This window comes from Planctomycetaceae bacterium (genome assembly GCA_041398785.1).
GTDB lineage: Bacteria > Planctomycetota > Planctomycetia > Planctomycetales > Planctomycetaceae > JAWKUA01.
Map to the genome: position 1 here is coordinate 1 of JAWKUA010000022.1, position 14,470 is coordinate 14,470.

Consider the following 14,470-nt stretch of genomic DNA (forward strand, 5'->3'; position numbering starts at 1 on the left):
GGTTGATCGCTCGCACGTCCGCAGGCGGCGTCAGGCGATCCAGTCGCATTTGTTCCAGGCTGGCATTGTCGGCTCCGTCGCGCGACGGGAACGGGCGCCTTCCCGTGAGCAGTTCGTACATCACAACGCCCAGCGAATACACATCCGCCGCGGCGCTGACGTCACCTGCAGAAATCAGCGACTGCAGATGTTCGGGCGCCAGATACGGCAGCGTACCTCCGACCAGGCTCTGAGCGGCTCCCGGCGACTGCACTTCGGAAGACAGATTGAAGTCCAGCAGCATCGGATGTCCGTCGGCGGCGATCAGAATGTTGGCCGGCTTGACGTCGCGGTGCAGCAGATTTCGACGATGCGCGTGCTGCAGCGCTTCCGCAAGCTGCAGGATGACGAAGCACACTGATCGAGGATAGCTGTCATCGGCCAGGTCGGTTCCGAAACCTTCCGGCATCGACGGCGATTCGTCGGCAAACCGCGGTTCGGTCGGCGTGCCTTTCGCCGCGCCGCGCAGCCAACTGGCCAGCTCCGTTCCTGAGGACGGCAGCCGATCGTGACTGTTCAGTTTCTGAATCGCATCGGCAAGAGTCAGCCGGCCCAGAAACGGCATGCACATCGCCTGCCAACTGCTGGAACGGTGTACCGAATAGACGGGCACGATTCCCGAATGCTGCAGACAGGCAAGCCGCTCCGGTTCATTGGACGTGTCGCTGGAAATCTTGATGACGACGCAGCGATGGGCAAGATCCCGTTGCCGCGCCAGAAACACGCAGGCGAATGCGCCCCGACCGAGTTCCTCAACAATATCGAATTCCGGAAAGGCGGCGGTGAGCCGTTCGACGAGTTCCGCATCGTGACCAGCGTCACCCGCTTTTCGCAACAGACTGCGAAACGAGGAATCCGGTCTTTCATACGCGGTCTCCGGACGTTCGCGGACAGGCCAGTTGGAAACATCGATCCCCAGCCGCCGGGAGTAATCCGCCGGGTCAACCGGCTGACCATGCATCTTTCGAACTCGAAATTCCTCGTAGGCCAACTGCGAACGCCGGTCCTGTTCCGCGAAGATGTCGGGAAAATCCAGCACGTAGTCTTCAACCGTCCGGGGTACTCCCGTGCGCCAGCCTCGCTCCAGATCCACGCGGACCAGCTCGACAACAATCTCCGCGTACGCCGGATGAGACGGCTGCGGCGCAAAGTCAACGGGGGCACAGGGAACACCGGACGCGATGGCGGCTTCGAATGCCTCAACGGCCGAATCCAGGTCGTGCGACTCACTGAGTTCATGCACGCTCATGGTCGCCTCCAATGGCGGTGCGAAGGCGGTCGCGAAACTGCTGCAGCACGCGTTCAATCGTGCGCTTCGATCGCTGAGTGCGTTCCGCGATGCCGGAAACGTCGCAGCCTTCGATGCGCAGGTTGACGATCTGCGCATGAGATTCCGGCAGCGATTCCACCAGTTCGTCAATCACCATTCGCAGCAGAGCGATCTCCGACTGATCGCTTGCCGGAATGTCGCTGTGCGTCGCGTCGAAGTTGACGGTGGTGCCGACGTTCCTTTTCGCGGCGCGATGATGCGCCGAATGCGCCCGGATTTTATTCAGTCCGATCACCAGCAGCAGACCCCACAATTCCTCGCCTTCCGGCACGGCATAGTCACCGCGCGCTGCGCGTCGGAAGAAGGTCCGGAAGACGGACTGCACGACATCGTCCGGGTCGACGCGAATGCGCAGATCATCGGCCAGTTGTCGTCCTGCGAGCGTTTCGAGACGCTCGGCATACCGCACAAACAAAGCCTCGGCCGCATCGTCACACCCGAGCTGTACCCGTTCCATCAGGGTCTGATCGGTCGTCGCGATGTCCGAAGCATTGATACGGGAACCGTCCGGCAACGGGCCACTGTCGGGAGTCGGTTTCGAGTTCATCATCCGCCAAAAAAATGCAGGATTCCTGGTACAGCAGGCATTTTTGTGATGTGGCCCCGGATCGTCAGTGCGGCCCGTCTGTTCCCGGTGATCAGCAGCGCGCCATTCCGTCCGACATCGTACTTGAGCAGGCTTCCGGCACCGAACTCTGCTTTTTGTGGCCGGAAACCGGGCGGACTACTGCTGCCCTCGAAGTTCTCAGTCACTGCAAGTCGATCTGGCGGAGTGCGTCGAAGTGGCGAGTCACGATTCTGAGAACTTTGCGAAGGGTGTCGGTTATTTTGGCGGATCACTCAGCGAAAAGCTACTCACGGTTCCGGAGGCTTTGTGGCAGCGGGTCCAAAAGAATCACCCAAGGGTAGCTAAATGATCATTGATACGATTTTTCGTTCACGTCGTCCGAGCCGGCTTGTTCAAACGCGGCGACGCCGCAACGTCAGAAGGAATCGCACCGAAAGTCGGCTGGAATCGCTCGAATCTCGGCTGCTGCTGGCGGCTCAGATTCATGGGACGGTTTATCACGATGTGAATGCCGACGGAATTCGCCAGCAGGATGAAGGCGGGCTTCCCAACTGGACCGTGTTTCTGGACCAGAATCAGAACGGAGCGCTGGACGCCGGTGAAGATTCGGTCCAGACGGACAACGAAGGCGACTTTCAATTCACAGGGCTTGCGGCCGGTGATTATCGCGTGGTCGAAATTGTTCGCCCTGACTGGACCGCAACGAATCCCGCAACCGGCTATGTCGATGTCACGCTCGCGGATGGCGATGACTTACGAGTTGACTTCCTGAACGAAGGGACGGCCGGCAGTGGGATCATCACCGGCAATGTCTGGACAGAGACATCAACAACGACGCAGAATCATGATCCGGAAGACACCCCGCTGTCGAATTGGACCGTGTTTCTGGATCTTAACGGTGATGGAGTCCTTGATCCCGACGAACCATTCCAACTGACCGACGGCGATGGCAACTACATGTTCACCGGTGTTCTTGGGCTCCGCCGCATGCTGATCAGTTATGAAGTCGCCGCAGTTTGGCCCTGACGGGGTGGGATCCGCGTGACAACAACTTCACCGCCGAAGTTGTCGAACAGGCGAAACGACGGTGATGCCGGATTCTCGCCAACTGGCCGATCCCGAACAGTTCACTTCAATCAGCGGCCGAGTTTCAACGACGCCAACGGCAATGGAATTCAGGACGCTGGCGAATCCGGGCTTATGGCTGGGTCGTGTTCGCGGATACGAACCTGAACAAATGGCCGACGCGCGGGAGAGGCCTCCGCAACGACGTCCGCCAGTGGCAAGTGCAATTATTCGCTATTCGGGCTGGAACCGGGCACGGTGCGAGTCGCGGAGGTGACCCACATCGACTATCGCCCGACATCGCCCGCCAGCGGCTACCGAAATGGCCGTGGCCGGAGGAACGACGACGGCCAATTTCGGCAACCAAAGCTGCGCACCGACGCGGCCATCGGCGGTGTCATCTACGTCGACCGCGACGCTAGCGGAACTCGCGACAAGCCGGGGAAGAAGGCCTGCCGGGCATTACGGGTCTATCTGGACTTTGGACGAAGACGGCGTGCTGGATGCTGACGAACCCAGCATGGTGACGTCGGACGACTTGTTCTATACGCCCGACGACGAAGCCGGACGGTATCGCTTTGAGGCTGGCCGGAGGCACGTATCTCGTCCGGCAGATTCTCCCGGACGTCCTGAGTTCCACACCGGTCGATGAGAGCCGCCAAGTCAGTGACGGTCGGTCCGCTGATGATCGCGACGATATCGACGGCGGCGACCGCTATCGTCCGAGCGAAATTCATGGCATCAAGTTCGAAGACATCAACGGCAATGGCGTGCGTGACGCCGGAGAACCCGGCGTTGAGGGTGTGACAATCTTCATCGATCTCGATCGCGACAATGTTTTCGATGAAGGCATTGTTTCGCCGACTCTGACGCTGGCCGATGGTTCGTACGAATTCCTCGACCGGAAACCGGTGCCTACATTGTTCGCGAAGTTGTCCCGGCTGGCTGGATTCAGACGTTTCCAATGACTGGTGGTGGCGATGGAATTCTGTGGCCAGGAGGTGTCAGCAACCCGGCTGTTGGGAATGTTTCTCCGGACCACATCACTGTGCCTGGCCGAGGCGAACCCACACCGAAACCGTTAGTCTGACGCCGCCGACCACCGGGCGCGATTACCGACATGGTGGACGTGTTCCTGCTGTTTGATGACACCGGCAGTTTTACGTTCAACAGCCCGATTGTTCGAGCTGCCTTTCCGAACATCATCAGCGAACTGCAGACGCGGCTGCCCGGCATCGACTTGGGATCTGTGTGACGTCTGGAGGAATACGGCAACTTCGAGCTGAATACAGCACCGGCAGGCCGTTCATTCTGAATCAGCTGATCATCATTCCAGCCCGACAGGCTACACCGACGCGGAAGTGCAGGCGTCGATTCAGGCGTTCTGGATCATGGCTCCCGGGCTACGGCGGCGACCGTCCGGAAACAGTCATCGAAGCCGCTGTATCAGATGGTCACGGGAGCCGAAGCCGCTGACGGCAACAACGACGGCGACACCACCGACAGCGGCCCGCCGGAGGCTATTCGACTCAGGTCAGTCCCGCACGAGCGGTGACGTTCCTGCGTTTTCAACATTCACTCCCGATACGGCTCATGGAGGCCTGGCCGCGTCCGGAACCATCGGCGGAGCGGGTTCCGGAGCCGCTGCCGATCATCATCACGGCAACTGATACCGGTTTCGCTTTATCAGCCGAAGGGCGAAACCGAGGGTGCTGGTCGGCGTCGACGGTCTGACTCTGCCGGTTTCGAGCGCGTCTCCTACAACGGCCGTGGAACGACGCCGTTCAGCAGCGGAGCCGGCATTCAGGAAACCATCACCGGTTCGAACGCATCAGCGCTTTGGTGGTCGGGCTGGGAACAACTGACTCGCCAACGACTGGATCCTCGTGTTGGTCTGGAAGCCCTCGCCAGTCTGATAGAACCATCAATCGCACGACAACGACGATCGCCAACGGCATCTGCTGACCGATCGACCCCGGCGATCCGTTCTACTTCAAAAATCGGCAGCGGCGGCGATCCTCTGGTTGGCAAATATCGCCGACGGAATCGTGGCGGCGATTGACGGTGCCGCCTGCTCCATCAATGTGAACGTGACTCTACGGGCGTCTGATCCGCGAGTTCACATCGATTTCAGTCCCGGCGTGATCAACGGACTTGGTGCCGGAGATACCGCTACGCTTGACGTTACGTTTACCGGCGACGGACGTCCGCATCGCTTTGATCTGCAGTTCGTGCGCGAAGGCACGGACGTTGTCCTTCGGTCTGACTCCGTCGTGCTTGGCACCCCGGTTTCCGGTGAAGGTTGGGAACAGCGGAGGACTGCGAAGACGGTGAGCACAGGACGGCATCGACTTCGGCAACCAGCAGTGGTGCGTTTGTGCCGAATGTCGCCCCCAGTTTCACAGCCGGAGCAAACCAGGCCGTCGCGGAAGATTCCGGACCGCAGACTGTCGAAGCGTGGGCCACTAACATCAGCCCCGGTCCGCTCAGTGAAGCCGCTCAGGCTGTGGACTTCATCGTCAGCAATGACAACGCAGGCCTGTTTTCCGCCCAGCCGGCGATCTCACCGACCGGCACGCTGACGTACACGCCGGCTGCCAACGCCTTTGGTTCCGCAATCGTCACAGTGCAGATTCACGACAACGGCGGCACCGCCATGGGTGGCGTCGACACGAGTGCTTCGCAGACGTTTGTCATCGAAGTGACTGCCGTCAACGATCTCCCGACGGCCGAAGATGATGGCTACTCAATCGACGAAGACGGTGTGCTGACCATCAATGCCGACACGGGCGTTCTCAACAACGACTCCGACATCGACAGCACGACTTTGACAGCGCATCGAGGCACCGGACCCGCCAACGGAACACTCGTGCTGAATGAAGACGGTTCGTTCACCTACACCCCGAATGCTGACTTCAACGGAACAGACACCTTTACCTACTTCGTATTCGACGGTACGGACTTTTCCGATCCGGCAACCGTTGAAATCCGTGTGAATGCAGTGAACGACGCGCCGGTTGGGCTGCCGACGATCGGTGTGACCGATTCGGGACTGGTCACGTTTCCCGTTGGCACGACGATAACCAACATCTTCCGGACCGGTTCGATGTCGTCGGTTGTCGAACGTAACGGTTACTCCTTCACCATCACCGGCCTGAACACGTATGGCCTGATGTCGATCAATACGTCCGACTTCGACGGTGTTCATCCGGATGGCGGCGGACTGCTGATGCGGCAGGCCGATTACGCTCGCTATCCGGTGATTGTGCGACGCCTCGACGGGCAGCCGTTTGGAATTCGCACCGCAGCAATTCGCGAAGACAGCACTGCATCGGGGCTGCAGCTTCCGATCTTTGGCAAGCATCACGAAACGGGAGCTTCCTTCAGCAACGATTTCATCTTCGACCGTGATCCGACCACCTACGACGTGTTCGACTTCGCTGCAGCGGACGAACGATTCCTGTCCGTCGACTATCTGGTCATCTATCCCGTGGAAAGTACGGTTATCGAACCGATTATCACCACGCACACAATTGATTACCTTGACGTCTTTTCGCTGTCTGCTCCAACCGTGGTTCAGTCCGGCGATCTGCTGACCGCGAACACCGGCGACATCAGCGACGTCGATGGTCTCGGGACCGTTCAGCTATCAGTGGCTGCGAGACGGCTCGCCGATCGCCGGAGCCACCGCAGACAACTATCTGCTGACGGATGCTGACAACGGCACATGATCAGCGTTCAGGTCAACTATACCGACGGCGGCGGTACTCTGGAAGTACTGACCAGCGACGCGATCGGGCCAGTCGGCGGAAGCACGAATTCCCCGCCGACCGGTGAACCCGTCATCACCGGCACACCCACCGAAGACCAGACACTTTCGGTCGACGTGAGCAGCATTGCCGACGCGGATGGACTCGGCCCATTCACCTATCTCTGGAGCACCGGCGCCACCACACCGACGATCACGCTGGGCGACACTGAAGTCGGCACGGAAATTTTCGTGACCGTGTTCTACAACGATGGCAACGGAACACTGGAAACGCTGACCAGTGCCTCCGTTCGGACCGATCGTTAACGTGAACGATGCTCCCACCGGCAACGTCGTCATCAGTGGTACGCCTACGGAAGACGAAATTCTGGCGGCCGATGTCAGCGGCATCGCGGACGCCGATGGCCTTGGCGAATTCAGTTATCTGTGGAGCACCGGTGCGACAACGCCTTCGATCACGCTGGGTGATTCCGACGTCGGCAGCAGCATCACCGTGACCGTCAACTACACCGACGGTCAGGGCACGGCCGAATCGCTGACAAGCGTTGCCGTCGGCCCAGTTGCCAACGTCAATGATCTGCCGACGGGTGATGTGGTCATCGTCGGGAGTCCACTGGAAGGACACGTTCTGTCTGCCGACACGAGCGGTATCGCCGACGACGATGGTCTCGGACCATTCAGCTCTCTCTGGAGTAACGGAGCCACAACGGCCTCGGTCACACTCACCGCTGCGGACGTGGGAACCAGCGTCTCGGTCACCGTCAGCTACACCGACGGCCACGGCGCGGTGGAATTTCTGACGAGTGCCTCCGTCGGCCCCGTCGGCGACGTGAATTCACCGCCGACTGGCAGTGTCATCATCACCGGCGTGCCGACGGAAGACGAAATCCTGACCGCCGACGTGACTGGCATCGCCGACGCGGACGGCCTCGGTCCATTCAGCTATCTGTGGAGCACCGGCGCCACAACGCCGTCGATCACGCTTGGCGACTCCGACGTCGGCAGCACTATTACCGTCACCGTCAGCTTCGTTGACGGCGGTGGCACCAGCGAATCACTGACGAGTGCCGCAGTCGGGCCGGTCGCTAACGTGAACGATGCTCCCACCGGACTTCCGATGATTACCGGCATCGCTCGCAGTGGCCAGACGCTGAGTGTCAGCACGAGCGGCATCGCAGACGCCGATGGCCTGGGACCGTTCACGTACCAGTGGCTGCGAGACGGCGCTGTCATCGCCGGAGCGACCGGAACAACTCTGGTGCTCAGCACCGCTGATGTCGGAAGCCGGATCAGTGTGCAGGTCAGCTACGTCGATGGCCACGGCACTGCAGAAGGTCCATTGACAAGTTCCCCCACGGCGCCTGTGGAAGATGTCATTCTCGATCCGGGCGGCACCAAATTCTTCGTCGTCGATCAGTCTCGCCGACGGACGTTCGAGTACGACGCCGATGGCAATGCTCTCGACAACAACCGCCTGAACACGGAAGAAGAAAAACCTCGCGGTATCGCCGCCAGCCCGGATGGATCGACGCTGTGGGTCGTCGATGCCAAAGGTGAAGTTTTTGTCTATGACAGCGACAACAACCTGCTGGGCAACTTCGAAATCGAAGGAGTCGACAAGCCGGAAGGCATCACCGTTCACGGCGATGACCTCTGGATTGTCGACCGCGGCGAAGATCGAGTGTACTTCTTCGAAGGTGCCGCACCACGACGAGGAGGAAAGGCCGAACCGACCTCCAGCTTCCGTCTTGATCGCCGCAATGGCAACGCGATGGACATTGTCACCGACGGCACGCACATCTGGGTCGTCAATAGCAATGCCAACGATCGAGTCTTCCGCTACTCCGTCGGCGGAACACTGGAAGGATCCTGGTCCATCGACCCGGTCAACGCGACCCCCACCGGGCTGACGATCGACCCCAACGACGTCAACCACATCTGGATCGTCGATGCCGGTACGGACAGCGTCTACGAATACGACGGAGCAACCGCGCTGACATCCGGTTCCGCTGTGGCCAATTCCGTGTTTGAATTGGCCGCAACCAACACCAATCCACAGGGAATCGCGGATCCGGCTCCCGCCGGGCATCCTGCCTCAACGGCACCCGCAACGCTCGTTCCTGTTGTGGTTCAGCCGCCAAGAACAACAACGGAACGGCTCGATTGTTCCGACGATTCCGTTCAGACGGCAACCGACGACGGCGACGCAGTCCAGGTCAGCACATCCGTCGAAACAAATGCGATCCGATGGCGAAGTTTGCTGCTGAAGAGTTCAAGGCCTTCAATCAGCACACCGACGGAAAGCGGCGGTTCACGGCTGATCGCCGCAGATGATGATGCTGCCGTCGATTCCGTGTTTGCGGACGACCTGCTGCTGAACGAATTGTTGTAGAACGAAGAAGGTAACAGGATTCTCAATACTCGAAGCAGCGGTGAGGCGACACCAGGCACACGCATTCCGTGTGCCGAAGCCTCGCTGCTGATTCGCGTCCAAAAATAAGAGGTCACCGCGACATAGACGTGCCAGTTCAAAAGCGTCTCTGGCCGGTGGGCCGACACATAGTCAGCCGTTGGCGTGAGCGACCGGTTCTGTTCCTCTGACCCGTGGCCGCCTGTGTGCGGTGTTGATTCCAAACGTGTTGTATTCCGGCCGGCGAAATGGCAGCCCTCAGGCCGGCCAATGTCTGATCCCGGTGATTCGTCGTCAGCGACTGCATCAGCGGCAACTCAGAAGGAAAGGTCGATTCATGTCACACGTATTTTCACTGTTTGACCGCGGACGCAACATTCGACGTTTCAAAGCCAGAAAAGGATACAAGGCAGCTTTCCTGCGGGCGGAATCGCTGGAATCACGGACTCTGTTGACCACTCTTTCCTGGTCGTCAGCTCCGGCATTGCCTGCTCCGCGAACAGACGCCGTCGCGCTTCAGGGTTCCAATGGTGCCATCTACCTGCTCGGCGGAAATTCGGCCGCAGCCACGGACACGCCCGTTCTGGGTACGACCGCAACAAGCTGGTCCACAGGTGTCGCCATTGACTTTCAGCGAATTGATCTCGGTGCGGTTCGCATCGGGAATTCGCTCTATCTGTTTGGCGGTACCGGAGGCAATGAAGGCAGCGACGAAGTCCTGAACTATGACTACCTGACCGGCGACAGTCAGGATCTGGCCAAGATGAACCTGGTTCGCTACGACCACGGCTTTGCAACGGATGCGGAAGGGCGAGCCTACGCTCTGGGCGGCATCGGCGTCTTTGCGGACGGCGAAATCTGGTCGGAAGCGGAACGCTACGACCCGGCGACGGATACATGGTCTTCCATCGCTTCGATGCCGCAGGCCCTGCATGGGCATTCGGCGGTCAATGATGGAAACGGTCGCGTTCTTGTCTTCGGCGGATCGACGACTCTGGACGATTCCGGCATCCAGCGAACGGTCTACAGTTACGACGTTGCGAGCGACACGTGGTCAACCGTCGCGCCGATGATTGTCGGTACGCGGGACAGCGCGGTGGCTGTAGACCACAACGGTCTGATCTACGTCACCGGAGGAATGACAACCACCGGCGCAACGGATGCCGTTCAGACCTACGATCCCATGACCAACACCTGGTCATCGGAAACAGCATTGCCCGCGCCCGTCTATTCTCACGCGGCGGCGTTTGATGCCGCTCATCGGATCATCATCGCGGGAGGATTCGATCAGTCGGGTACTCCGACCAGCGCTGTCTACCGGACACAGGATCTGAGCGTACCGGATGTGGCTCCGGTCATCTCCACATCGCCCGTTGTAAGCGGTTCGCTGGACACGTTCTATACCTACGATGTCAACGCCAGCGGAAATCCGGTTCCAACCTTCGCACTGACGACGGCGCCAGCAGGGATGACGATCGATGAATTCACCGGTGTGATCTCCTGGCAGCCGGTTGCGGGTCAGGTTGGTGTGCATTCGGTGGTTGTTAAGGCACAGAATCGAGCGGGAACGGCCGAGCAGTCGTTCGACATCACGGTGGTCGCCGATACGATCGCACCGACAACACCAACGGGGTTCGCTTTTGACAGCGCAACGCAGACGTCCGTGACGTTCACCTGGAATGAATCAACGGACGCGGTGGGCGTGGATCACTACGAAGTCGCGACGGCAGCCTATGTCGGTCCACGATTCGGGAAACACTGGGTCTACACAGTCATTCAGACCGTGCCCGGCGACACCACAACAGCAACCATCAGCGATCTGGCACCGCTGTTCACGGAAGACTATGCCGTCCGAGCCGTCGACGCAGCGGGCAATGTCTCTGCCTGGACGGCTCGCGTGTTCGCCACAACTCTGGCTCCGCCGACGATAGCCTTCAGCTACGGTACACAGACCAGCGGCACGATTGTCAGCCCGGCGCTGACTCCGATTACCATTCGTCTGTCGGGCACCGGAAATCCGACTCCGACATTCTCCATCGTTTCCGGTCCGGCAGGTATGTCAGTCGACGCGACCACCGGCGTCGTGCAGTGGACACCTGGCGTTGACGACGTCGGCCTGAACGATGTGACATTTCGCGCGAAGAATTCGGAAGGCACTGCTGACCTGGTCGTTTCGATCGACGTCACCTCCGACGCACCTCAGCTTTCCGTCCAATTCGGCCCGTCGGGTGGCGTCATCCGGTCGGGAACGCTGTTCACGGCAGATGTGATTGATTCCAGCAATACGCCTTCGACCTTTTCACTCGTCTCTGCCGCGGCCGGTCTGACGCTGGACGGTGCGACCGGAGCGATCGCGTGGACACCGGCGGGCGAACAGGGCGGCGTCAATCTGGTGACAGTGCGAGGCGAGAATGCCGGAGGAACGACGGATCTGACGTTCGCTGTCAACGTGCTGTTCACAGGCGCCGTGACGGGAGTGACGGTGACGAATCTGGATTTGCTTGAACACACGGCCAACTGGATCGCGCCGACGGGTGAAGGGTCAGGACTGGTCGCCAGTTACCACGTCCGTGGATTTGCTGAATGGGGCGTCGGCAGAACCTATACTACTCACACGGTTGACTACGACGTTCCCGCTTCGCAGACCAGCGTTGCTCTGGCGGGCCTATTGATTGGCAAGTCGTATCGATTGACCATTACTCCGCTGGACGCGGCGGGTCATCCGGGAGTTGCCGACAATTCCGCGACGTTTGTTCACAGACCCGCTTTGCCGATTGTCAGTTGGACGGTCGACGGCAGCACGGGCGGATTAGGCGTCCCGGGTATCGCCATTGCCGAGCAGCCGGTTCAGGTGGCGCTGACGGATTCCCAGACAGCTTCCAGCACATTTGAACTCATCAGCGGACCCGAGGGTCTGACATTTGATCCATCGACGAACACCGCCAACTGGACCCCAACCGTCGACCAGGTAACCACCGGATACACGACCGCCGATGTCACATTCCGCGCGACAAACTATGTGGGCTCGGTAGACGTGACGGTGCCGATCCGTGTCTTCTTTTCCGGCACCGTTCGCCACGCATTCGCTCAGCGAAACGGGTATGAGGCCAGTGCCAGCTGGGATCCGCCGATTGACAATGCCTCTCCGGTTGTAACCTACAGCATCACTCGCTATTGGACGTTTCAGGGCTCGCATCAGGGTTCCGCCACATACACCGTGCCGGGCGACGTGACCAGTTTTGACTTTGTGCTGGGTCCGACAGGTGCTGTGGTCCACACGGGAATTGATATTACACCCGTCGACGAATTCGGCAACTTCGGAGTGACAACCGGACGAATTGCCTTTGGTTCCTACCAAAACGACCTTCCGCCGATCGCCGTTGACGATGCCTACGACGCGATTGAAGACACACTGTTGTCTGTTCCCGCGCTGTCGGGCGGCGTGCTTCAGAATGACATCGACACGGACAATACGCCGGGAGCAAGCGTGCTGACGGCCCAGCTCGTCTCCGGTCCGGCCAATGGCTCACTGATTCTTGGTTCAACGGGGTCCGTCAGCTACACACCGAATGCTGACTTCAACGGCACCGATTCCTTCGTCTACCGCGTCTTCGACGGTCGCTTCTATAGCGAAAACGCCACGGTCACGATTAGTGTCGCAGCAGTCAACGACGCTCCGAAGGCGCTGGATGATTACTACTTTGCTACAGCCGGCACTTCACTGCCCGTCGATGCCGCAGCCGGCGTGTTGGGCAACGATTTCGACGTTGACGGCGACGCGGTGATTGTCAGCATCACGCGCAGCCCGTTCAATGGTTCGGTGAATCTCAATGCGGACGGTTCGTTTGTGTACATACCCGGCCCCGGATTTACGGGAATCGACACGTTTACTTATGTTGCAAGCGACGGACTACTCGACAGCCGGGAGTCCACTGTCTCCATCGAAGTTGCCCTGCCGCCAACGAAATTCTTTGTCGTGGACACGGATGTCGAGAGCACGTTCGAGTACGCCGAAGACGGTACGCTGGTGGACAACTACAGCCTGCGCGGCAACAACCGAGCTTCTCAGGGAGCAGCGGCGACGAGCGACGGATCGACACTGTTTGTCGTCAACGCCAACAAACGCGTCTTTGTCTATGACGATGCAGGAGGTTATCGCGGATTCTGGACAGCACTTGGACCCATGCGAGTCGATGGGATTGCGACTGACGATACCGATATCTGGATTCTCGATCGGCGGCTCGACATGGTCTTCCACTATGCCAATGCGGCGTCGCTGCGATCCGGCGAAATGGAACCAACTGATAGTTTCGCTCTGCATGTGAATAACAGGAACGGAACGGGAATCACAACCGACGGCACAAATATCTGGGTCGTCAACGATATCCCCGGAAAAGACAAGGTCTATAAGTACGACATGGAGGGAAAATATGTGACCCGTTGGAATATCGATCCGGTCAATTCGCAGCCAACCGGCATCACCATCGATCCCACGGGAGCCAGCAACGACATCTGGATCGTGGATAGCCTGACCGACAGCGTTTACCAGTACAATCGCGGAGCGGCTCGTGTCGGCGGGAACGCGACTGCCGACGCCGTCTTTGCTCTGGCTCCCGGTAATACGAACCCGCAGGGGATCGCGGACCCGCCGCCTGTCGGACGAGTGTATTCGAAGCCGACAACAGCGAATCCCGGCTTTGCAAAACGTGCCGTGGCAGCACCGGTTCGGGCGATTCCGGCTGTGACGATTCCTGTCTCGTCGCCGACGTCACCTTTGGTTCCGCCTCGTCGGCACGCATCGGAACGTATTTCCGTGGACGATTCCGCTGTGACGGCATCCGTCGGTGACATGGGGGATGACGTCGGCAGACCCGTCAGGAAAACCAGTTTCGAATGGCAAAGTCTGATGAAAACCCGCACGCAAAGTTCACTCGACGCAAACACGGCAGCGGACAATTTTCCGGTGTTCGCTGATGTGAATGCAGCCGTGGACTCCGTGTTTGCGGACGATCTGCTGCTGAACGAACTGCTGTAGGAAGAAGGTGGAACGCCGGGCTGCGGTGTTGCTGACGGTTCCCCGCTATTGAAGCATCGGCAAGGCGCAATCGGGCACACGGCCACCGTGTTCCTGCGCGTCGACCGTGGTTGAATTCATACAAACCGGGCCGGCCAATTGTCAGACCGCATGTTGTCGGTCGCATTCCGTAAGAATTTCCACGGGGTCCCTTTCATGAAGCTCATCAACCGGCGAACCGCATTCGCCCGTGCCGGCATCCGGCGCTTTCAATC

At 59.5% G+C, this 14,470-nt stretch carries 9 protein-coding genes; 7 read left to right on the forward strand and 2 right to left on the reverse strand.

The window, feature by feature from the left end; translation table 11 throughout:
* The coding region (locus tag R3C19_21570; GenBank protein MEZ6062943.1) for a serine/threonine-protein kinase at positions 1–1,288 on the reverse strand (1,288 nt) is incomplete at its 3' end.
* Complete coding sequence (locus R3C19_21575) at positions 1,275–1,919, reverse strand: sigma-70 family RNA polymerase sigma factor (GenBank protein MEZ6062944.1); 645 nt, start codon at positions 1,917–1,919, stop codon at positions 1,275–1,277. The genes R3C19_21575 and R3C19_21570, both read right to left, overlap by 14 nt.
* A gap of 363 nt (positions 1,920–2,282) precedes the next feature.
* Here R3C19_21575 and R3C19_21580 point away from each other — a divergent pair, with 363 nt between their 5' ends.
* The 7 genes from R3C19_21580 to R3C19_21610 all read left to right on the forward strand — a co-directional run bounded on the left by R3C19_21580 (position 2,283) and on the right by R3C19_21610 (position 14,216).
* Positions 2,283–2,963 carry an SdrD B-like domain-containing protein gene (locus R3C19_21580; GenBank protein ID MEZ6062945.1) on the forward strand — a complete coding sequence of 227 codons (681 nt, stop codon included), beginning with the start codon at positions 2,283–2,285 and terminating at the stop codon, positions 2,961–2,963.
* A 617-nt stretch (positions 2,964–3,580) separates the two neighbouring features.
* Complete coding sequence (locus tag R3C19_21585) at positions 3,581–3,970, forward strand: SdrD B-like domain-containing protein (GenBank protein MEZ6062946.1); 390 nt, start codon at positions 3,581–3,583, stop codon at positions 3,968–3,970.
* Positions 3,971–4,122: 152 nt separating this feature from the next.
* A complete protein-coding gene (locus tag R3C19_21590) occupies positions 4,123–4,257 on the forward strand; it encodes a hypothetical protein (GenBank protein MEZ6062947.1) in 135 nt (44 codons plus the stop codon).
* A 1,122-nt stretch (positions 4,258–5,379) separates the two neighbouring features.
* On the forward strand, positions 5,380–6,720 hold the full coding sequence (locus R3C19_21595; protein ID MEZ6062948.1) for a tandem-95 repeat protein: 1,341 nt from the start codon (positions 5,380–5,382) through the stop codon (positions 6,718–6,720).
* A 9-nt stretch (positions 6,721–6,729) separates the two neighbouring features.
* The gene (locus R3C19_21600) at positions 6,730–7,077 is read left to right on the forward strand and encodes a hypothetical protein (GenBank protein ID MEZ6062949.1); all 348 of its coding nucleotides are present in this window, start codon (positions 6,730–6,732) and stop codon (positions 7,075–7,077) included.
* Positions 7,052–9,163, forward strand: coding sequence for a hypothetical protein (locus R3C19_21605; protein ID MEZ6062950.1), 2,112 nt, complete (start codon positions 7,052–7,054; stop codon positions 9,161–9,163). The genes R3C19_21600 and R3C19_21605 overlap by 26 nt, the downstream gene beginning before the upstream one ends.
* A 355-nt stretch (positions 9,164–9,518) precedes the next feature.
* The gene (locus tag R3C19_21610; protein ID MEZ6062951.1) at positions 9,519–14,216 is read left to right on the forward strand and encodes an Ig-like domain-containing protein; all 4,698 of its coding nucleotides are present in this window, start codon (positions 9,519–9,521) and stop codon (positions 14,214–14,216) included.
* Positions 14,217–14,470 lie beyond the last annotated feature (254 nt).

Coding starts and splice junctions, on each gene's coding strand:
- R3C19_21575 (MEZ6062944.1), bottom strand. CDS start 1,919: ATGATGAACTCGAAACCGACTCCCGACAGTGGCCCGTTGCCGGACGGT.
- R3C19_21610 (MEZ6062951.1), top strand. CDS start 9,519: ATGTCACACGTATTTTCACTGTTTGACCGCGGACGCAACATTCGACGT.
- R3C19_21580 (MEZ6062945.1), top strand. CDS start 2,283: ATGATCATTGATACGATTTTTCGTTCACGTCGTCCGAGCCGGCTTGTT.
- R3C19_21600 (MEZ6062949.1), top strand. CDS start 6,730: ATGATCAGCGTTCAGGTCAACTATACCGACGGCGGCGGTACTCTGGAA.
- R3C19_21590 (MEZ6062947.1), top strand. CDS start 4,123: ATGGTGGACGTGTTCCTGCTGTTTGATGACACCGGCAGTTTTACGTTC.